14 protein-coding genes are annotated in these 21,068 nt (G+C 71.0%); 6 read left to right on the forward strand and 8 right to left on the reverse strand.

The window, feature by feature from the left end; genetic code table 11:
* The first annotated feature begins 13 nt into the window (after positions 1-13).
* Entirely contained in the window at positions 14-1,009 is a 996-nt protein-coding gene (locus ACICHK_RS16585; RefSeq protein ID WP_406837518.1) for an ADP-ribosylglycohydrolase family protein, read from the forward strand.
* A gap of 34 nt (positions 1,010-1,043) precedes the next feature.
* On the opposite strand, the gene ACICHK_RS16590 is transcribed toward ACICHK_RS16585, so the two are convergent.
* Positions 1,044-1,712, reverse strand: coding sequence for a TetR/AcrR family transcriptional regulator (locus ACICHK_RS16590; RefSeq protein ID WP_151474393.1), 669 nt, complete (start codon positions 1,710-1,712; stop codon positions 1,044-1,046).
* Positions 1,713-1,873: 161 nt separating this feature from the next.
* On the opposite strand from ACICHK_RS16590, the gene ACICHK_RS16595 reads away from it, so the two are divergent.
* Both ACICHK_RS16595 and ACICHK_RS16600 read left to right on the forward strand, forming a co-directional pair.
* Positions 1,874-2,794: an ABC transporter permease gene (locus tag ACICHK_RS16595; protein ID WP_406837519.1), complete on the forward strand. Its 921-nt coding sequence runs from the start codon at positions 1,874-1,876 to the stop codon at positions 2,792-2,794.
* 4 nt (positions 2,795-2,798) lie between these two features.
* Positions 2,799-3,626 (forward strand): ABC transporter ATP-binding protein, encoded by an 828-nt coding sequence (locus tag ACICHK_RS16600; RefSeq protein WP_406841242.1) that lies wholly within the window; start codon positions 2,799-2,801, stop codon positions 3,624-3,626.
* 80 nt (positions 3,627-3,706) lie between these two features.
* On the opposite strand, the gene ACICHK_RS16605 is transcribed toward ACICHK_RS16600, so the two are convergent.
* The 4 genes from ACICHK_RS16605 to ACICHK_RS16620 form a co-directional block, all read right to left on the reverse strand.
* Positions 3,707-4,858 (reverse strand): glycosyltransferase, encoded by a 1,152-nt coding sequence (locus ACICHK_RS16605; RefSeq protein ID WP_406837520.1) that lies wholly within the window; start codon positions 4,856-4,858, stop codon positions 3,707-3,709.
* Complete coding sequence (locus ACICHK_RS16610; protein ID WP_406837521.1) at positions 4,855-7,785, reverse strand: CDP-glycerol glycerophosphotransferase family protein; 2,931 nt, start codon at positions 7,783-7,785, stop codon at positions 4,855-4,857. The genes ACICHK_RS16605 and ACICHK_RS16610 overlap by 4 nt, the downstream gene beginning before the upstream one ends.
* A 37-nt stretch (positions 7,786-7,822) precedes the next feature.
* The gene (locus tag ACICHK_RS16615) at positions 7,823-8,326 is read right to left on the reverse strand and encodes a GtrA family protein (RefSeq protein ID WP_225861000.1); all 504 of its coding nucleotides are present in this window, start codon (positions 8,324-8,326) and stop codon (positions 7,823-7,825) included.
* Between the two features lie 272 nt (positions 8,327-8,598).
* A complete protein-coding gene (locus ACICHK_RS16620) occupies positions 8,599-13,536 on the reverse strand; it encodes an NAD-glutamate dehydrogenase (protein WP_406837522.1) in 4,938 nt (1,645 codons plus the stop codon).
* A 625-nt stretch (positions 13,537-14,161) separates the two neighbouring features.
* Between ACICHK_RS16620 and ACICHK_RS16625 the strand changes: the two genes are divergently transcribed.
* Positions 14,162-14,728: a DJ-1/PfpI family protein gene (locus ACICHK_RS16625; protein ID WP_151474399.1), complete on the forward strand. Its 567-nt coding sequence runs from the start codon at positions 14,162-14,164 to the stop codon at positions 14,726-14,728.
* A gap of 16 nt (positions 14,729-14,744) precedes the next feature.
* Here ACICHK_RS16625 and ACICHK_RS16630 read toward each other — a convergent pair whose 3' ends face one another.
* Positions 14,745-15,410: an HAD family hydrolase gene (locus ACICHK_RS16630; RefSeq protein ID WP_406837523.1), complete on the reverse strand. Its 666-nt coding sequence runs from the start codon at positions 15,408-15,410 to the stop codon at positions 14,745-14,747.
* Between the two features lie 58 nt (positions 15,411-15,468).
* On the reverse strand, positions 15,469-15,984 hold the full coding sequence (locus tag ACICHK_RS16635; protein WP_406837524.1) for a DUF6912 family protein: 516 nt from the start codon (positions 15,982-15,984) through the stop codon (positions 15,469-15,471).
* A gap of 358 nt (positions 15,985-16,342) precedes the next feature.
* Between ACICHK_RS16635 and ACICHK_RS16640 the strand changes: the two genes are divergently transcribed.
* Positions 16,343-17,005: an Rv3235 family protein gene (locus ACICHK_RS16640; protein WP_406837525.1), complete on the forward strand. Its 663-nt coding sequence runs from the start codon at positions 16,343-16,345 to the stop codon at positions 17,003-17,005.
* A 356-nt stretch (positions 17,006-17,361) separates the two neighbouring features.
* Here the strand turns inward: ACICHK_RS16640 and secA are convergent, their stop codons facing one another.
* Positions 17,362-20,205 (reverse strand): preprotein translocase subunit SecA, encoded by a 2,844-nt coding sequence (gene secA, locus ACICHK_RS16645; RefSeq protein WP_151474403.1) that lies wholly within the window; start codon positions 20,203-20,205, stop codon positions 17,362-17,364.
* Between the two features lie 256 nt (positions 20,206-20,461).
* Between secA and ACICHK_RS16650 the strand changes: the two genes are divergently transcribed.
* Complete coding sequence (locus tag ACICHK_RS16650) at positions 20,462-21,028, forward strand: GNAT family N-acetyltransferase (protein WP_151474420.1); 567 nt, start codon at positions 20,462-20,464, stop codon at positions 21,026-21,028.
* The last annotated feature ends 40 nt before the right edge of the window (positions 21,029-21,068 follow it).

Genomic DNA, 21,068 nt, shown 5'->3' on the forward strand with positions numbered 1-21,068 from the left:
GTACGCTCCTGCCATGACCGCCATCGGCACCGTCCTCGGCTCCGCGGTGGGCGACGCGCTCGGCGCGCCGTTCGAGTTCGGCCCGGAAGGCGCGTTCACCCGGCGCTTCCCCGCGCCCGGGCACGACGGGGAGATGTGCGGGGGCGGCGGCTGGGATCCGGGGGAGGCGGCCGACGACACGCAGATGGCCGTCCTGGTCGGCGAGTCACTGGTCCGGCACGGACGCCTCGAACTCCCGGACGTGTTCGACCGGTTCCGGCGGTGGGCGGCGGCCGACCCGAAGGACATCGGCCTCCAGACCGAGGCGGTCCTGACGAGCGGGGACCCCTGGGACCTGGCGTCCGCCCTGCACTTCCAGGCCAGTCAGCGCGGTGCCGGGAACGGCTCGCTGATGCGGGCGTCGACCTCCGCCGTGTTCTTCGCCCCTCACGGCCGGGACGCCACGATGTCCGCCGCCCGCCGCATCGCCGCCCTCACCCACGGCGACCGGGCCGCCTGGGAGGGTACGGCGATCCTCCACGAACTGATCCGCGTCGCCCTGCTCGGACAGGACCCCCTCACCGCACTCCCGGACACCCTCGACGCCGTCCACCCGGGCCACCGCGCCCGCTACGCCACGGTCCTCGCCGACGACTGGCACCCCGACCTGGCGACCGAGTTCAACGGGGCCGTGTGGCCCTGTCTCGGCTCGGCCGTGTGGGCACTGCGGACCACGGACTCCTTCGAGGACGCCGTGCGCGCCGCGGTCGACCTCGGCGGCGACACGGACACCGTCGCGGCGGTGACGGGCGCGCTCGCCGGAGCGGTGTACGGGGACGCGGCCCTGCCCGCCCGCTGGACCGGGCCGCTGCACGTGCCCCTGCCGGGTTCCGGCGGACGGGTGCTGCGGGCGGCCGATCTCGCGGACCTCGCGGACCGGCTGGCCGGACCGCGGCCCTCCGGGGAGCCGGGGCCCGCCGGGGAGCCGGGGTCCGCCGGGGAGCGGCGGGACCGGGAGGAGCGGCGCTGAGCTGGGGTCTGCCGGACCGGGGCGGGGGCCCGGGTCAGAGCGCCTTCAGTGCCGCCGCCGTGGCGCGGGCCAGGCTGGCCAGGTAGCCCTTCGGGACCTTGGGGCCGCGGACGACCACCGCGCGCCAGTACAGCGGCCCGGACATCAGGTCCAGCGCGAGTTCGACGTCGACGCCCTCGCGGATCTCGCCGCGCGCCACGGCCGAGGCGACGATCCCGCTCGACACCGACTGCTGCCCCTCCTTCAGCGCCCGCTGCATGGCGTCCGCGATCTCGGGGTTGCGGGCCGCCTCGGCCTGGAGGTCGGGGATGATCTGGCCGGCCACCGGGTGGCGCAGGGCGCGCGAGGTGACCTCGTACAGCAGCCGCAGGTCGCCCTCCAGGGAGCCGGTGTCCGGCGCGGGAAGTCCCTGGACCGCGACCGCCGAGACCAGGTCGAGCACGAGGTGGAGCTTGGAGCGCCAGCGCCGGTACACCGCGGTCTTGCCGACGCCCGCGCGGCGGGCGATGCCCTCGATGGACATCCTGGCGTAGCCGACGGAGGCGAGTTCCGCGAAGACGGCGGCGCGGATCGCCTCGGTGACGTCCTCGCGGAGGACGGCCGCACCGGCGGGGGCCCGGCGGCGCCTGGCCTTCCCGTCGGCAGGCGCGGGCGTGGCGGCACTCGCGGCCGTATCGGCGTTCGTCGTCATACGCACCAGCATAGGGCGTTACGACGAAACGGTTGCGTTCCGACGTCGACTGGGCCTACTCTCGCGTTACGACGATACGGTCCCGTCCCGACGCAAGAAAACGGCAGGAAACGCCGTCGGAAACGTCCGGGGACCGACCGCGCGCCCCCACCCCCCGAGCGAAAGCAACGGATGTGAGCCAGGTCCTCAACACACCGCCCCCGACGGCGTCATCGGCCTCCCCCACAGGCGACGCCGCGGCCCTCGCCGCCCGGTACGGTCTCACCGTCAGCGGCGCGCGCCCGAGCCTGCCCGCGTATGTCCGCCAGCTGTGGGAGCGACGCCACTTCATCACCGCGTTCGCCACCGCCAAGCTCACCGCGCAGTACAGCCAGGCCAAGCTCGGCCAGGTGTGGCAGGTGATGACCCCGCTGCTGAACGCGGCCGTCTACTACTTCATCTTCGGTGTCCTGCTCGGCACCAAGCACGGCGTGCCGGACTTCGTGCCGTTCCTGGTCACCGGCGTCTTCATCTGGACCTTCACCCAGAGCTCGATCATGGCGGGCACCCGGGCCATCTCCGGCAGCCTCGGCCTGGTGCGCGCCCTGCACTTCCCGCGGGCCGCGCTGCCGGTGTCGTACGCCATCCAGCAGCTCCAGCAGCTGCTGTTCTCGATGGCCGCGCTGGTCGTCATCCTGCTCTGCTTCGGCGTTCCGGTGAGCGCGTCGTGGCTGCTCGTCGTGCCCGTCCTGACGCTGCAGTTCCTCTTCAACGCGGGCGTGGCGATGGTCGTGGCGCGCATGGGCGCCAAGACGCCGGACATCGCGCAGCTCATGCCGTTCCTGCTGCGCACCTGGATGTACGTCTCCGGCGTCATGTGGAGCATCGCCGCGACGGTCAAGAACAGCCACATGCCGCACTGGGCGGAGGTCGCCCTGGAGAGCAACCCGGCCGCCGTCTACATCGACCTGATGCGCTTCGCGCTGATCGACAGCTTCCACGCGCACCAGCTGCCGCACCACGTGTGGGCGCTGGCGATCGGCTGGGCCCTGCTCGCCGGGGTGGGCGGCTTCATCTACTTCTGGAAGGCTGAGGAGACGTACGGCCGTGGCTGACATCATCGCGCAGGACAACCGGCCGCAGGACAGCGCCGCCGAAGCCGCCTCCGCGGCCGAGGCCGAGCGCGTCCCGACCGTCGTCGCGGACCGCGTCGACATCGTGTACCGCGTCAACGGCACCGGCGCCGGGCGCGGCAGCGCCACCGCCGCGCTCAACCGCATCCTGCGCCGCAAGCAGTCCGAGAAGGCGGCGGGCGTCCGCAGGGTCCACGCGGTCAAGTGCGTCTCCTTCACCGCCTACCGGGGCGAGGCCATCGGCCTGATCGGCACCAACGGTTCCGGCAAGTCCACGCTGCTCAAGGCGGTCGCGGGCCTGCTCCCGGTGGAGAGCGGCAAGATCTACACCGACGGCCAGCCCTCGCTGCTCGGGGTGAACGCGGCCCTGATGAACGACCTCACCGGCGAGCGCAACGTCTACCTAGGCGGCCTCGCCATGGGCATGTCCCGCGAGCAGATCAAGGAGCGCTACCAGGAGATCGTCGACTTCTCGGGCATCAACGAGAAGGGCGACTTCATCACCCTGCCGATGCGGACCTACTCCTCCGGCATGTCCGCCCGGCTGCGCTTCTCCATCGCCGCGGCCAAGGACCACGACGTCCTCATGATCGACGAGGCCCTCGCCACCGGCGACCGCTCCTTCCAGAAGCGCTCCGAGGCGCGCATCCGCGAGCTGCGCAAGACCGCGGGCACGGTGTTCCTGGTCAGCCACAACAACAAGTCGATCCGCGACACCTGCGACCGCGTGCTGTGGCTGGAGCGCGGCGAGCTGCGCATGGACGGCCCGACCGAGGACGTCCTCAAGGAGTACGAGAAGTTCACGGGCAAGTAGACGCACCGGGTCCGGCACGCACGTGACCCGCGGGCAGCGGCCTGGGGCGGGAGCCGTCGACGGCTCCCGCCCCAGGCCGTTCAGCGCTCCAGGAACGCGAACAGTTCCTCCCACCGGCGGACGACCTCGTCCGTCGTGAAGCGCTGGATGTTCGCGCGCGCCGCCTCGCCCATGGAGTCCCGCAGGGCCTTGTCGGACATCAGCGTGTCCAGCCGGCGGGCCAGTTCACCGGTGTTGCCGAGGGTGGCCAGCAGGCCGTCCTCGCCGTCCCGGACGATCTCGCGGACGCCGGGCGCGCAGTCGAAGGCGGCGCACGGCAGGCCGGTGGCCATGGCCTCCATGAGGGCGAGCGGGAAGCCCTCGCCGCGCGAGGAGAGCACGAAGACCGAGCCGCCGCGCAGCGCGCCCGGCACGTCGTTCGTCCGCCCCATCCAGTCGACCGACCCGTCGAGCCCGAGAGCGGTGCACTGCTTCCTCAGGATCTCCTCGTCCTCACCGGAACCGTAGATCCGCAGCCGCCAGCCGGGGTGGAGCGGGGAGGTCTCGGCCCAGGCGTCGAGGAGCATGTCGATCCCCTTCTGGTCGCTCAGCCGGCCCACGCTGACGACGGCGTTCCCGGTGCGCGGCGAGGGCACCTCGGGCACGAACGGAAGGGGGTTCGGCATGAAGGACGCGTTGTCCAGTCCCTCCCTGATCCACAGGTCGGCGTCCTCGCGGGTGAGCGCGAGCATCCGGTCGACGTCCCGGTAGTGCTCGAGGACCCGCCTGAAGCGCGAGGTCTTCCGGCAGTACTCGAAGGACTCGTGGCTCATCCCGATGACGGTGAGCCCGCCGGTGTCGGCGAGCTCCACCCATTCCATGGCCCACACCTGGGTGACGATCACGACCGCGCCGGGGCGCGCGGTCCGGAACAGCGCGGTCAGCTCGGCGGCCTTCTCCCGCATGCCCGCCGCCCGTTCGGCGCGCAGCCGCCGTGCGGCGATGTCGAGCCGCCCCCCGAGCCCGCGCGCCGGCCGGACCTTCGGCGGGTGGACGTCGTACAACGTCGTGGTGGGGTACGGGACTTCGCCCAGTTCCTGGGGAACGGCGGGCTCGGTGACGCCTACGACGTGCACGCGGTGGCCGCGTGCGGTGAAGAGCCGGGCCATCTGGTGCGACCAGCTGGTCACCCCGCCCAGTTCGTCGACGCTGTTGGAGACGAAGAAGATGTCCCGTCCCGCGGGGCCCGTCATCCACGCCTCCGGTGTCCGAAGAACTGGTCGACGACCTCCCGGGCCGCCGTCCCCTGGTCGTACTCGCCGAACTCGGCGACGAACTGCTCCCGCCTGGGCGCGTACTTGACGGCCTGTTCCTCCAGCGAGCCGAGCACCGCGTGCAGTTCGTCCTCGGTCCGCAGCACCGGGCCCGGCGCCCGCTCCAGCAGGTCGAAGTAGGTTCCGCGGTCCTCGTGCACATAGGCGTCGTAGTCGTACGCGAAGAAGAACATCGGGCGGTCGAGGAGGGCGTAGTCGAACATCACGGACGAGTAGTCGGTGATCAGCCCGTCGGCGAGGGCGAGCAGCGGGGTCACGTCGTGGTGGGCGGTGACGTCGACGACACGGCCGCGCACGGACGGCGGGAGCACGACGTGGTTCAGGTAGTGGGAACGGACCAGGAGGACGTAGCGGTCGCCGAAGGTGTCGGCGAAGCGCTCGACGTCGAAGGGCAGCTCGAACCGCTTCCGTCCGTCGCCGCGGCTGCGGAAGGTCGGGGCGTACAGGAGGACCTGCCGGTCCTCGGGGATGCCCAGTTCCGCCGCCAGCGGGCCGCGCTCGCGTCCCGCGCCGGCCGCCTCCCGCCGCCTCGCCCGCACGAGCGCGTCGTTGCGCGGGTATCCGACCCGCAGCAGGGTCCGCTCCTGGAGCCGGAACGCCCGCACGAGGGTGCGCACGTCGTGCTCGGAGCGGATGAGGAACCGGTCGAAGCGGTCCAGGACCTTCTGCTGTTCCGCCTGCTCCTCACGGGACTTGAGCTTCCACTCGGCCTCGTCGAAGCCCATCCGCTTGAGGGCGGAGCCGTGCCAGGTCTGGATGTACGTCGTCTCCGGCCGCTTGGTCAGCTTCAGCGGGTAGCTCTGGTTGTCGACCCAGAACTCGGCCTGCGCGAGCGCCCTGAGATAGGGCAGCGACCAGCGGCGCACGAGGGTGGCGTCGTCCGGGAAGCCGGCCGGACCGCCGGTGTACGACCACACCGCCTCGACATCCAGCCCCTGGCGGCGCATCTCCTCGTAGATCGCCCGGGGACTGTCGCTGTACTGGCGGCCCAGGTGGCTCTCGAAGACGACGAGACCCTTCCGGACGGGCAGCCGGCTGAAGACCTCGTGGTACAGGCGGATCTTGGTCTCGCCGGAGGTGAGCCGCTTGCGCAGGGAACGGGACTTGCGGTAGCCGGTCTTGGCGAGCGTGGCGGCCCGGCCGTGCACCCCGCGCCGCACGACGGCGTCCGCCTTCTTGCCGGGCACCAGCCGGAAGGACAGGTGTCCTCGTGAGGAGACGACCGGTTCGATGCGGTCGGCGACCAGCCGGGTGAGCCGGGGCCGGACGGGCAGCCGGCCCGTGGCGAGACCGGGTTCGGCCGCGGTGAGCCTCGTGGTGGTGCGCACGCCGTCGACGTCGAGGTGGAGCCGTACGTCCCACACCGCGTCCACGATGCCCAGCGGCCGCACGGTCGCGAGGTCCGCCGAGCCCTCCCAGGCGACGGTCCCGCCCGCGTGCCACACGTTCGCCACGGGGAAGCGGAAGGTCTGGAAGCGCACTCCGGGGCGGCGGGCGTAGAACTCCAGCTCCCCGGCGAGCCGGGCGCCGGGCGGGATCACACCGAGCGGGTTGGTGATGCTCCCGGCGAGCCGGACGGTGGTGCCGCCGCTCTCGTACGAGGTCAGCTCGTTGCGCAGGAACATCCTGTCGACCGGCTTGACGTGGTGGCCGAGCTCGGTGACGTCCAGGACGTGCCGGCCGAAGGGGTCGTCGAGGTGCTCGGCGCACCAGTACACGCGGCCGTCGCGCTCGACGAGCGGCGAGGAGATCTTGTCGCGGTTGGTGAGCGTGTCCACGGCGGGCAGCAGATTGTCCCAGTCGCTCACCTGGAGGAGGTAGGCGCAGACGGCGTGGATGGGCTCGGTCTCGTCGAAGGCGGTGCGGTCGATCGACTCGAGGTACTCCCGGGCGATCGCCGCGAACTCCTCGCGGTAGGCGGCGTCGCGGAAGGGCAGTTCGCGCAGGTGCAGCACGAGGTCGTGCTTGAGGAACTTGACGTCCTTGGCGAACTTCAGCTCCAGGAGCCCCTTGTCCGCGAGGAGCCGGTCGACCCGGCGGTGGATCTCCATGCGGTGCGTGAAGTTGGCGATCTCGTCACGCCGGTTGCTGATGGACTTCGTCTCCGCCTTGTCCGCGACCCTCCAGTCGTACACCCGGTTGGGGATGAGGGTGATGCGGCGGGCGGTGGCGTACGCCTGGGCGGAGAAGAGCAGGTCCTCGTAGTGGATGCCGACCGGGAAGCGCAGCCCCTCGTCGAGCAGGAACCGCCTGCGGTAGCACTTGTTGGTCGACAGGGTGTCGAAGACCAGCAGGTCGGGCAGCTCGGAGATCGACTCCAGGGTCCGGGTGCGCTCGTACAGCCAGGGGTACCACTTGACCTCCTTGCCGGTGCGCGAGTCGACGTGCACCCGCACGCACAGGCCGGAGACCAGGTCCGCGCCGGTGGCCTCGGCGGCCTCCAGCATGTTGCGGCAGGCATTGCGCTCCAGGACGTCGTCGCTGTCGAGGAAGAGGACGTAGGTGCCGCGGGCCTCGGTGATGCCGCGGTTGCGGGGGGCGCCGCAGCCTCCGCTGTTCTCGGGCAGCCGGCAGGCGCGGACCCGGCCGGGGTGCGCCGCCGCCAGTCCGCGCGCCACCTCGTACGAGCCGTCGGTGCTCCGGTCGTCGACGACGACGACCTCGACGTCGTGCAGCGTCTGGTCCAGGACCGAGCGCACGGCCGTGGGCAGCCGGGCGGCGTCGTTGTAGACGATGACGACCACGGAGACGGCGGGCCTCCCCGGCCCGGACCCGGTGGCCCCGGCCGGGGAGGCGGCCGGCTCGGCCCCGTCCTCGGCGAACGTGCGAGATTGATCCACATTCATCCTATTAATCGTAGACATCGCACCGCGCTTCGGGGAGTTACCGGACGCCCTTCGCGTGTTGGAACACCCACGTCCGGTACACCACGAAACGGAACGCCGAGGCCAGGACGATCGACAGCGCCTTGGCGACGTTCGAGCCGAGCGGGCCGCTCATCCCCAGGCCGTGATAGCCGATGTAGAACAGCAGGCTCTCCATGGCGACGCCGAGCCCGCTGAACGCGAAGAAGAGGGCGATCTGACGCGGGGTCCGCGAGGCCCGGTCCCGGTAGGCGAAATAGCGGAAGCCGAGGTAGTTCGTCCCCATGGCGACACAGCTGGCGGCCACCGTGGCCGCCATCGGGGCCCACTTCAGGCCGTGCAGCGCCAGGTTGAAGAAGAGGATGTTGACGGCGACGCCGCTGCCGCCGACGACGGAGAACCGGACCATTTCCAGGACGAGCCGGCCGGCCTTCCGGCCCTTCGGCGCCTTCGGGGCTCTCCGGGGGCCGATGACGGGCGGCGTCGCCACGGGGGTCCGCCTCTCGGTGAGGTGCACTGTCACGAGTCCGGAACCTCCACGCGTATGTCCGTCGGTAGGGCCGCCGGTCGGGCCGTCGGTTGAGCCAACCATAAGCTAAATGCCCTATTTACCAGGTATAGGTAAATTGCGAGCCGGAGTTTCGCGTGAGACCGGAAAGAAAGAACGCGTGGGGGAAAGGGGCACCGCCGCCCCACGGAAAACGGGGGCGCCCCGGGTCGTGACGACCCGGGGCGCCCCCGTCCGCGTGCCTCCCGGGCCGTGGCGCCCGGGAACCGCCGGTGGACGACCGGCTTCTAGGAATGCGTGCGCAGCAGTGTCCGCATCGTCCGCATCGCCACCGACAGGTTGGCGAGGTCGAACGAGTCCGATCCCTGGATCTCCTCCAGGGTGGTGCGGGCCCGTCCGAGGATCGCCGCGTTCCTCTCCTTCCAGGCCTCGAAGCGCTCCTCGGGAGTGGAGGTCCCGTCGCCCTCCGCCAGGACGTCGGCGGTGAGCCCGGCGTGGGCCGCGTACAGGTCCTCGCGGATCGACGCGCGGGCCATGGACTGCCAGCGGTCGGCCCGCGGCAGCTCGATGATGCGGTCCATGAGCTGGGTGATGCCGAGACGGTCGGCGAGGTCGTAGTAGACCTCGGCGACGGCCATCGGGTCCTGGCCCGTGCGGTCGGCCACCGAGACGATGTCCAGCGCCGGGAAGGCGGAGGAGAACCCGGCCACACGGGTGGCGAGTTCGTCCGGCACGCCGGCGTCCGTCAGCTCGTCGTAGATCTGCTGGTACCACTCCAGGTCCGTGCCGCGGACCAGCTTGGGCAGCTCCGACCACACCTGCTCGACGCCGTCGCCGAAGAAGCTGATCGTTTCGGCGAGCTGGAGCGGCTGCGGCCGGTTGTTGAGCAGCCAGCGCGTGCCGCGCTCGACGAGACGGCGCGAGTGCAGCCGGATCCGGGTCTGGACGTCGGCGGCGACGACATTGTCGAGCGCCTCCACCGCGTCCCACACCGCGCTGGAGTTGAAGATCGCGCGGGCCGCGGTCTGCGCCCGGACGATCTCCTCCAGCGAGGCGCCCGTCTCCTCGCGCAGCCGGTGCAGGAAGCTCGTACCGCCCGTGTTGACCGTGTCGTTGACCAGGACGGTCGTCACGATCTCGCGGCTCAGCGCGTGCCCCTCGATCTGCTCGCGGAACTGGTCGCGCAGCGCCGTCGGGAAGTAGGCGAGCAGCAGGCTGTGCAGGTACGGGTCGTCGGGCAGCGAGGTGGCGAGCAGGTCGACGGAGACCGTGATCTTCGTGTACGCGAGCAGGACCGCCGTCTCGGGACCGGTCAGGCCCATACCGGCGTTGAGCCGCTCGCGGATCTGCCGCTCGCTGGGCAGGAACTCCAGGGCCCGGTCCAGGTGCCCCTCGCGGACCAGGTGGCGCAGGAAGCGCTGCTGGGCGTGGAGCATGCTCGGGGACTGGGCCAGCGCGTTGGCGATCGCCACGTTCTGCGCGTAGTTGTTGCGCAGCACCAGGGCGCCGACCTCGTCGGTCATCTCGGCGAGCAGCTTGTTGCGCTGCTTGACGGTCAGATCGCCGTTGGCCACCACCGCGTTGAGCAGGATCTTGATGTTCACCTCGTGGTCGGAGGTGTCCACGCCCGCGCTGTTGTCGATGGCGTCCGTGTTGATCTTGCCGCCGTGCTGGGCGAACTCGATCCGGCCGAGCTGGGTCAGACCCAGGTTGCCGCCCTCGCCGACGACCTTGACGCGCAGCTCCGCGCCGTCGACGCGGATCGCGTCGTTGGCCTTGTCGCCGACCTCGGCGTTCGACTCGGCGGACGACTTCACGTACGTGCCGATACCGCCGTTCCACAGCAGGTCGACGGGCGCCTGGAGGATCGCCCGCATCAGGTCGGCCGGCGTCATCTTCGCGGTGTTCGACTCGATGCCGAGGGCCTCGCGGATGTGCGCGTTGACCGGGATGGCCTTGGCGCTGCGCGGGAAGACGCCGCCACCGGCCGAGATCAGCTCGGTGTCGTAGTCGGCCCACGAGGAGCGCGGCAGCTCGAAGAGGCGGCGGCGCTCGGCGTAGGAGGTCTCCGCGTCCGGGTTCGGGTCGATGAAGATGTGCCGGTGGTCGAACGCGGCGACCAGGCGGATGTGCTCGGAGAGCAGCATGCCGTTGCCGAACACGTCGCCGGACATGTCGCCGACGCCGACCACGGTGAAGTCCTGCGTCTGGGTGTTGACGCCGAGCTCCCGGAAGTGCCGCTTCACGGACTCCCAGGCACCGCGGGCGGTGATGCCCATCTTCTTGTGGTCGTACCCGGCGGAGCCGCCGGAGGCGAACGCGTCGCCGAGCCAGAAGTCGTAGGACTGGGCGACCTCGTTGGCGATGTCCGAGAACGTCGCCGTGCCCTTGTCGGCGGCGACCACGAGGTAGGTGTCGTCCTCGTCGTGCCGGACGACGTCGGCGGGCGGGACGACCTCGCCGGCCACCATGTTGTCGGTGATGTCGAGCAGCGCGGAGATGAAGGTCCGGTAGCTGCGGATGCCCTCGGCCATCCACGCGTCGCGGTCCACGGCCGGGTCGGGCAGCTGCTTGGCGACGAAGCCGCCCTTGGCGCCGACCGGCACGATGACGGTGTTCTTCACCATCTGCGCCTTGACCAGGCCGAGGATCTCCGTACGGAAGTCCTCACGCCGGTCGGACCAGCGCAGACCACCGCGCGCGACCTTGCCGAAGCGCAGGTGCACGCCTTCGACGCGCGGCGAGTACACCCAGATCTCGAACGCCGGGCGCGGCGCCGGGAGGTCCGGGATGGCCGTCGGGTCGAACTTCATCGAGACGTACTCGTGCGGCGTGCCGTCGGCCGTCCGCTGGAAGAAGTTCGTGCGCAGGGTCGCCTTGATCAGGTGGAGGAAGGACCGCAGGATCCGGTCCTCGTCCAGCGAGGCCACCTGGTCGAGGGCCGCCTCCAGCTCCTCCAGCAGGGCGTCGGTCAGCTCGACACCGGCGCGCTGGCGCTCCGGCGACATCCGCGCCTCGAACAGCGAGACGAGCAGCCGGGTGGTGTGGACGTTGTTGCGGAGGGTGTCCTCCATGTAGTCCTGGCTGAAGGTGGAGCCGGCCTGGCGCAGGTACTTCGCGTAGGCGCGCAGCACCATCGACTGCCGCCAGGTCAGTCCGGCGCTCAGCACGAGGGCGTTGAAGCCGTCGTTCTCGGCCTGCCCGGTCCAGGTGGCGGCGAAGGCCTCCTGGAACCGCTCGCGGCCGTCGTCGCCGAGGTAGTCGCCGTTGCCGTTCAGGGACTTGGGCAGGCGCAGCCCGAAGTCGTAGATCCACGCCGTCGTACGGTCCGAGCAGCGCAGTTCGTAGGGCCGCTCGTCGGTGACCTCGACGCCCATGCGGTTCAGGGCGGGCAGGACCGCGGAGAGCGAGACCTGGTCGCCGCCGCGGTAGATCTTGAAGCGGCGCTCGCCGGAGGCCGTGCCCACCGGCTCGTACAGGCTGAGCGCGAAGTCCTTGCTGGGATCCTGGCTGAGCGCCTGGAGGTGGACCAGGTCGGCGACGGCGGAGCGCGGGGAGTGGTCGGCCTTGTAGCCCTCGGGGAAGGCGTTGCCGTACCGGCGCAGCAGTTCGGCGGCGCGCTCCTCGCCGCACTCGGCGGTCAGCGCCTCCGCGAAGCCGTCGGCCCAGGAACGGGCGGCCTCGACGAGCCGCGCCTCGATGCGCTCCTTGTCGGAGTCGGACAGCTGCGGCAGCTCGGTGCCCGGCTCGACGCGGACCACGAAGTGCAGCCGGGACAGGATCGACTCGGTGTTCCAGGCCGTGAAGTCGACGCTGATGCCCTGGAGCTCTTCCTTCAGGATGTCGATGATCCGCAGGCGCACACCGGTGGTGTAGCGGTCGCGCGGGAGGTAGACGAGGGCCGAGTAGTAGCGCCCGTACTCGTCCTGGCGCAGGTAGAGCCGCAGCCGGCGCCGCTCCTGGAGGTACAGGACGGACGTGACGATCGCCCGGAGCTCGTCGGCGGGGGTCTGGAACAGCTCGTCGCGCGGGTACGTCTCCAGGATCTGGAGCAGGTCGCGCCCGTCGTGGCTGTTGGGCGAGAACCCGGCGCCGCGCAGGACCTCGTCGACCTTGCGGCGGACGACGGGCACCCGGCGCACGGACTCGGTGTACGCGGCGGAGGAGAACAGGCCCAGGAAGCGGCGCTCCCCGATGACCTCGCCGTTCTCGTCGAACTTCTTGACCCCGACGTAGTCCAGGTACGACGGCCGGTGCACGGTGGCGCGGCTGTTCGCCTTGGTCAGGATCAGCAGCTTGTGCTCGCGGGCCTTGGCGCGCGCGTCGGCGGGCAGCCGCTCGAAGGACGGGCTGACCGGGTGGCTGTCCTCGCCGTGCTGCGGGTCGGAGCGCAGGATGCCGAGCCCGGTGCCGGGGACGGCGGCCAGCGAGTCGTCGTCGCGCAGCTGGTACTCGCGGTAGCCGAGGAAGGTGAAGTGGTCACCGGCGAGCCAGCGCAGCAGCTCGCGGGCCTCCTCGACCTCCTGGTCGCGCAGGTCGTCGGCGGTCGGCTCCTTGGGGAGCTCCTCGGCGATCCGCAGCGCCGCGTCCCGCATCTTCTCCCAGTCCTCGACGGCCTCACGGACGTCGGACAGGACGCGCAGCAGGTCGGCGGTGATCTGCTTCAGGTCGGCGCGGTCGGTCTCGCGGTCGATCTCGACGTGGATCCACGACTCGACGTGCGCGTCGTGCGGCAGCTCCTCCGCGGAGGGCCGCGTGGGCAGCACCTCGATGAGCTTGCCGGTCAGGTCGCGCCGGACGACGAACTGCGGGTGGATGACGACGTGGATGCCGCGCCCCTGACGGGACAGCTCGTTGGTCACCGAGTCGACGAGGAAGGGCATGTCGTCCGTGACCACCTCGACGACGGAGTGGCTGCAGGTCCAGCCGTTCTCCTCGACGGTGGGCGTGTGCACGCGCACGTTGGCCGTGCCCTGGGGGCGCGTCTCGGCCAGTCTGTAGTGGGAGAAGGCCGCTCCGAAGACATCGACCGGGTCGCGGTCGGTGAGGTCCTCCGGGGCCGTGTGCAGGTAGTAGCGCTGGAGGAACGCGAGCACGGTGTCCCGGTCGGGGGTGCCCTCGCCCGTCGTCCCAGTCGGTAGGTGCCCCCCGGCCGGGCTGTTCTCAGCTACCCGGGCAGCCCTCTCGAGCAGCTCGGCCTTGGCTTCGTCCAGCTTGGTCTGCATGGTCCTCTGGCTCCTGTCGCGCGCCGTTGCGTGACGTTGAAGGAAGTACGGTCTCGTCGCTTCCGACGCAACGCCGTGACGCGGGGTGTCCGGTCTGCTCCGACGCTATGCCGCAAGGTGAGATGGGCGGGGTGGTATCGGCCGTTTCCGACCCCCCTGAAGACGGTGACGCCGCTCCCGGCCCCGTCCGTTCCCGGGGTGCCGTCGACGTACGGACCGCGCTGCCGCCGGCGCTCGCCGCGTTTCCGCTCGCGCATGCGGCAGCCGTCGTGATCCCGTCCCGCCCGTGAAGATCAGCGATCGACGCCCGGTCACGGATGTCGTCCGTGCGCTCCGGGCGCGGGGCAGGGGCGACGATGCCCCCGCGAGATATCGCGCTGATCACGCCACCAGGCTATCGCCCCCGACCGGGGGGCCGTCATGAGCCGTATGTGTACAAAACCGGGGGTGGAACTTTGACACTATGCACAGGGGCTATCAGGGCGACGGCATGCAGTGCGGGCCGACCGCGAGCTACCGTCGTCCTACGGGCAGTGTTCTGCCCCGTGGCACGCACCTGCCCCGGAGGCGGTTGACCGGGACGGCGGACGGAACGTTCAAGGACGGCCGACGGGAGCGCAGCACCATGGCAGCGAAGATCCTCATTGTCACCGGCGACGCGGCGGAGTCGCTGGAAGTCCTCTACCCCTACCAGCGTCTGCGCGAGGAGGGGTACGAGGTCCACATCGCGGCCCCCACCCGCAAGAAGCTGCAGTTCGTGGTCCACGACTTCGAGCCCGGCTTCGACACGTACACCGAGAAGCCCGGCTACACCTGGCCCGCGGACCTGGCCTTCGCGGAGGTCGACCCCGGCGCGTACGCCGCCCTGGTCATCCCCGGCGGGCGCGCCCCGGAGTACCTCCGCAACGACCTCGAACTCCGCAAGATCCTGAAGTCGTTCTTCGACGCGGACAAGCCGGTGGCCCAGATCTGCCACGGTCCCCTGCTGACCGCGGCCGTCGACAGCCTGAGCGGGCGCCGCGTCACGGCCTACCCCGCGCTGGAACTCGACATGCAGGCGGCGGGCGCCACCTTCCAGGACGCGGAGGCGGTCGTCGACGGCACCCTGGTCTCCGCCCGCGCCTGGCCGGACCACTCCGCCTGGATGCGTGAGTTCCTCAAGGTGCTGCGCTCCAGGGTCCCGGTGGACTGACGGGCGCGGCCGGCCCTCAGGCCGCCAGCCGGCCGGCCTCCTCGACCGCCTCCTCCAGACTGTCCACCACGGGAACGCCGGCCCCCTCCAGGCTGGCGCGGCTGTGGGAACCCCCCGTGTAGAGGACGGCCCCGGCGCCGACGTGCCGTGCGGCCGTGGCGTCGTCCAGCGCGTCGCCGATCACCACCACACGGGCCGGTTCGACACCGGCGAGGGCGGCGAGGTGGCGCACCATGTGCTCGGCCTTGCTGCCGCCGGAGGGCCCGGTGCGCCCGTCGACCCGCAGGAAGTGCGGCTCGATCCCGAAGCCCCGCACCAGCGGGACCAGTTCCTCGTGCCCGTACATGCTCAGCAGGGACTGGCTGCGGCCCGCCGCCTCCCACCCGGCGAGCAGGGCGGGCACCCCGGTGGTGAGCCCGCACGCCCAGCGGTGCTCGGCGTAGTGCCGGTGGAAGGCCTCGTCCATGATCTGCCACTCGGAGTCCGACGGCAGCCGCCCCATCAGCCGCTCGTAGAACCTCGGCACGGGCACGCAGTACATCGCCCGGTACCGCTCCAGGGTGATCGGCTCGAGACCCAGCTCGGCGAACGCCGCGTTCGTCGCCCCGATGATCGCGTCATTGTCGTGGAACAGCGTCCCGTTCCAGTCCCACACAATGTGCGCTTCTCCTTGCTTCCCCATACGGAAGAACGTACCTCCCGCCACCGACAACGCGGCATGACGGGGAGGGACCGGGCGGCTACTCCCCGAGGCCGACCAGGCCGGGGACCTCCTGGGTGGCGAACCACAGCAGTTCGTGGTCCTCCGCGCCGTCGACCACGAACTGGGCGTCGTCGTCCCCGGCGTCCGCCGCGCCGACCGCGGCCGCGGCCGCGGTCACGTCCGCCTCGGCGTCGGCCGCGTCGACGTGCACGGCGGCCGCCTTGGCCAGGGTCACGTCCTGGGAGACCCGCACCTCGCCGAGCGCCGCGGGATCGAGTCCGCGGTCGGGGTCGGCGGCCGCGGCCCGGTCCGGGACGTCGACCGCGACGACGACCCGGCGCCGCACCGCCTCCGGCTCGGCCGCCAGGAGCCGCAGCGAGGCCAGCGCGGCCCGGCTCAGCGCCGCGTACTCCAGTTCCTCGATGTCGTCGGAGAGGTACCACTCGCGCAGGGCGGGCGTGACGGCGTACGCGGTGAACGGTCCCGTCTCCAGCTCTCCCGTCTTGTACGCCTCGGCGAGACCGGAGAGGGTCAGGGGGACGTAGACGCGCATGGCTGGCCGCTTTCGTAGTCGGGGCTCCGGGGATCACGCGGTCCGAGCACTCCGGGGAGGGCCGTCCCGCGCCTCCGGGAGGGACTTCAGGATACGTGCGGGTGTCCCCTTTCGAGGTCACGGCAGCACTCTCCGTGGCGTCCACCGCACGCCGGCGATTCACCCGGTCCTCCCCCTCTCCGCCAAGGGTTCCGCCCCTCCCGGCCACCCTGATAGGTGAACTTCCCGGCCGCCGCGACGCGCGCCCGCCGTCCTTGCGCGGGCCCCCTCCCGGCTCGTACAAGATCCCCGACACGAAAGTTACCGACTGGTATCGACCGGTCCGGACGAGAACTCCGGACGAGAACGGGGACGACGCATGAACAAGGTGATGACCAGGACGAGGCGCCACCCCGGCACCCGGCCGCCGGGCCGCCAGGACTCCCGCCGCCCCGGCGGCTCCCCGCCCCGCACCCCGGGCACGGGCACCCCCGCCAGGACCCCCGGCGGGCGCCCGCCGGGGAACACGAGCCCGTCCCCCGCCCGCGCCCTGTCGTCCCCGCGGCCCCCGGCCCTCCCGGCACCGGCCGGTGGCCGCGCGCCGGTGACCGTGGGGGGCGACGCCGGGTCCCCGGCGACGGCGCGGGGCGGGGCCCGGCCGCTCGCCACGCCGTCCGCCGGAGCGGCTCGGCGCCCGGCTCCCCGGCTCCGCCCCACCGATGTCTTCGCCGAACGTCTGCTGGCCGTGCTGAGCGGTGCCCGCCCCGTCCACTGCATGCTGCGCCACACCGCGGGCCGGGCCTACGACGAACTGGTCCGGCTCGCCGAACTCGGCCCTCTCCGTACCCGTGGTCCCCGCCCCGTCGTACGCGACATCGGCTACTACGTCGCACGCCCGGACGCCGTCGAGGCCTTCGCCCGCATCGGCGCCGGCGACCAGCTCCGCGCCATGGCCTTCCGGCTGGAACAGGGCCCCGACCTCCGCTGGCGCTGCACCGCGATCGAACTCGGCGTCCCGCGCACCCCCCGCCCGGGCGACTGAACGCCACCGGACCCCGGCACCCGGCCCGCGGTATCCGGACTCCGGCCCCGGGACATGGGCCCCGGCCCGCGGCACCGGGCCCCGGACACCGCGCGCCACGCGGGACACGGGGCCCGGGGCCGGGACGCGGGGCCGGGACGCGGGGCCGGGACGCGGGGCCGGGACGCGGGGCCGGGACGCGGGGCCGGGACGCGGGGCCGGGACGCGGGGCCGGGACGCGGGGCCGGGACGCGGGGCCGGGACGCGGGGCCGGGACGCGGGGCCGGGACGCGGGAAGGGCCGGACACCCGGTGTCCGGCCCTTCCCGCGTCATCCGGTCGCCTGCCGCGGCACTGCCCGCCGCAGGCGACCCTCACTCACTTCTTGCGGCGGCGCGCGCCACCCTTCTGCTGCTTGCGGCGCTCCGCGCGCGTGAGGCCGTCCGCCTCGGAGCGGAAGGGCTCGTCGTCGCTGGCGAAGTCGCCCTCGACGATGCCGCCCTCGCCGTCCACGGTCGGCGCGGAGAAGTGCAGCCGGTCCGGGCGCTGCGGGGCGTCGAGGCCCTTGGCGCGGATCTCGGGCCGCACCGCGCCCGCGGGGACCGCTTCCTGCTGGGCCGGAGAGGGCACGGAGTCCTGGACCGGGACCTCCTCGACCTGCTGCTCGACCTGGACCTCCAGGTTGAACAGGTAGCCGACGGACTCCTCCTTGATGCCGTCCATCATGGCGCTGAACATGTCGAAGCCCTCGCGCTGGTACTCGACCAGCGGGTCCTTCTGGGCCATCGCGCGCAGGCCGATGCCCTCTTGGAGGTAGTCCATCTCGTAGAGGTGCTCACGCCACTTGCGGTCCAGGACCGACAGCACGACCCGGCGCTCCAGCTCACGCATGATCTCGGAGCCGAGCTGCTCCTCGCGGGCCGCGTACTGGGCGTGGATGTCGTCCTTGATGGACTCGGAGATGAACTCGGCGGTCAGACCGGAACGGTCGCCGGCCTCCTCCTCCATCTCGTCGACGGTGACCTTCACCGGGTAGAGCTGCTTGAAGGCGCCCCACAGCCGGTCGAGGTCCCACTCCTCGGCGAAGCCCTCGGCGGTCTCAGCCGCGATGTAGGCGTCGATGGTGTCGTCCATGAAGTGCTGGATCTGCTCCTGCAGGTCCTCGCCCTCCAGGACGCGGCGGCGCTCGCCGTAGATGACCTCGCGCTGCCGGTTGAGCACCTCGTCGTACTTCAGGACGTTCTTGCGGGTCTCGAAGTTCTGCTGCTCGACCTGCGACTGGGCGGAGGCGATGGCACGCGTGACCATCTTGTTCTCGATCGGCACGTCGTCCGGGACGTTCGCCATCGACATGACGCGCTCGACCATCTGCGCCTTGAACAGACGCATCAGGTCGTCACCGAGGGAGAGGTAGAAGCGGGACTCGCCCGGGTCGCCCTGACGGCCGGAGCGGCCGCGCAGCTGGTTGTCGATACGCCGCGACTCGTGACGCTCGGTGCCCAGCACGTAGAGCCCGCCGAGGTCGTGGACCTCGTCCTTCTCGGCCTTCACCATCGCCTCGGCCCGTTCCAGGGCCGCGGGCAGGGCGTGCGCCCACTCCTCGATGTGCTCCTCGGGGTCGAGGCCGCGCTGGCGCAGCTCCGCCTCCGCGAGGTCCTCGGGGTTGCCGCCGAGCTTGATGTCGGTACCGCGGCCGGCCATGTTGGTCGCGACGGTGACGGCGCCCTTGCGGCCGGCCTGGGCGACGATCGTCGCCTCCCGGTCGTGCTGCTTGGCGTTCAGCACCTCGTGCTGGATGCCGCGCTTGGAGAGCTGCTGCGAGAGGTACTCGGACTTCTCGACCGAGGTCGTGCCGACCAGGATCGGCTGGCCCTTCTCGTGCTTCTCGGCAATGTCGTCGACCACCGCGTCGAACTTGGCGATCTCCGTGCGGTAGATCAGGTCCGACTGGTCCTTGCGCTGCATCGGCCGGTTGGTCGGGATCGGGACGACACCGAGCTTGTAGATCTGGTGGAACTCGGCGGCCTCGGTCATCGCCGTACCGGTCATGCCGGAGAGGCCCGGCACTTCCTTGCCGTCGTGGTCCTGGCGCTTGTAGAGGCGGAAGAAGTTCTGCAGGGTGATCGTGGCGAGCGTCTGGTTCTCGTCCTTGATGTCCACCCCTTCCTTCGCCTCGATCGCCTGGTGCATGCCCTCGTTGTAGCGGCGGCCGGCGAGGATACGGCCGGTGTGCTCGTCGACGATCATGACCTCGCCGTCGATGACGACGTAGTCCTTGTCCTTCTTGAACAGTTCCTTGGCCTTGATGGCGTTGTTCAGGTAACCGACGAGCGGGGTGTTCACCGACTCGTAGAGGTTGTCGATGCCCAGCCAGTCCTCGACCTTGCCGACGCCGGACTCGTGGATGGCGACGGTGCGCTTCTTCTCGTCGACCTCGTAGTCGCCGGTCTCCTCGATGCCCTTCAGGGGGTTGCCGGGCTCGCCCTTCTTCAGGCGGATGACCAGCTTGGCGAAGTCGCCGTACCACTTGGTGGCCTGGTCGGCCGGGCCGGAGATGATCAGCGGCGTACGGGCCTCGTCGACGAGGATGGAGTCGACCTCGTCGACGATCGCGAAGTTGTGGCCGCGCTGGACGAGTTCGTCCTGGGACCAGGCCATGTTGTCGCGCAGGTAGTCGAAGCCGAACTCGTTGTTCGTGCCGTACGTGATGTCGCACGCGTACTGCTCGCGGCGCTGGGCCGGAGTCATGTTGGCGAGGATGCAGCCGACTTCGAGGCCGAGGAACTTGTGGACGCGGCCCATCATCTCGGAGTCGCGCTCGGCCAGGTAGTCGTTGACCGTGATGAGGTGGACGCCCTTTCCGGAGAGGGCGTTCAGATACGCGGGCAGGGTGCCGACGAGCGTCTTGCCCTCACCGGTCTTCATCTCGGCGACATAGCCGAGGTGCAGCGCGGCGCCACCCATGATCTGCACGTCGTAGTGACGCTGGCCGAGGGCTCGCTTGGCCGCCTCGCGAACGGTCGCGAAGGCTTCGGGCATCAGGTCGTCGAGGCTCTCGCCGTCGGCGTACCGCTGCTTGTACTCATCGGTGAGGGCCCTCAGCTCGGCGTCGGAGAGGTCGACGAAGTCCTCTTCGATGGAGTTGACCTGGTCCGCGATGCGGTGCAGTTTGCGCAGGATCTTGCCTTCGCCTGCACGCATGATCTTCGAGAGGACGGACACGGGGGTTTGTCTCCTTGCCGGTCGGGCCTGGGACGGTCGGTTTCAATGACAGTTTCAAAGACAGATTCAAATCACAGCTTGAGCAACGGCCATCGTAAGCGAGGACCGCACCGCGCCGGGAGGTCTGCCGGTGACAGCCACCAGGACAACGGACGGGGGCTGCCGAAGGTGCCGCGCCCGCACAGCGAAAAGTAGCGAACCGATCACCCGGGGCAAAGGAATGGCGCCCTTGCGGATGCCCGAGCAGAATCGGCCGATGGACCCCGTCACGCTGACCACCGACCGCCTCGTCCTGCGCGCCGTGGGCGTGGACGACACCGACGCGATCTTCGCGGCCGCCCAGGATCCCGACATCCAGCGCTGGACCACGATCCCGTCGCCCTATCTGCTCGAGCACGCCTCGGGCTTCACGGACCAGACGGTGCCCGAGGGCTGGGCGGACGGTTCGGCCTTCGCCTTCGGGGTCTTCCTCCCCTCCGGGCAGCTGGTGGGCATGCTCTCCATCACCATGCGCTCCCTGGGCGTCGGCGAGGTGGGCTACTGGGCGGCGAAGGAGCACCGCGGCAACGGCTACATCACCGAGGCCACCGTCGCCGCCTCCCGCTGGGCCTTCACGGACCTGTCCGTCGACCGCGTCGAATGGCGCGCCGAGGTCGGCAACACCGGCTCCCGCGCGGTGGCCGAACGCGCCGGGTTCACCATCGAGGGGACGCTGCGCTCCGCCATCAACAACAAGGGCGTGCGCAGGGACTGCTGGGTGGGCTCGCTGCTCCCCTCCGACCTGGGCCTGCCCTCGACGTCGCCGTACCTGCCGGCCAGGTGAGCGCCGTACAAGTCCCGGGACCGGATCCCGCGCCGGGACC

It is taken from the genome of Streptomyces sp. AHU1 (genome assembly GCF_045343905.1).
Taxonomy (GTDB): Bacteria; Actinomycetota; Actinomycetes; order Streptomycetales; family Streptomycetaceae; genus Streptomyces; species Streptomyces triticiradicis.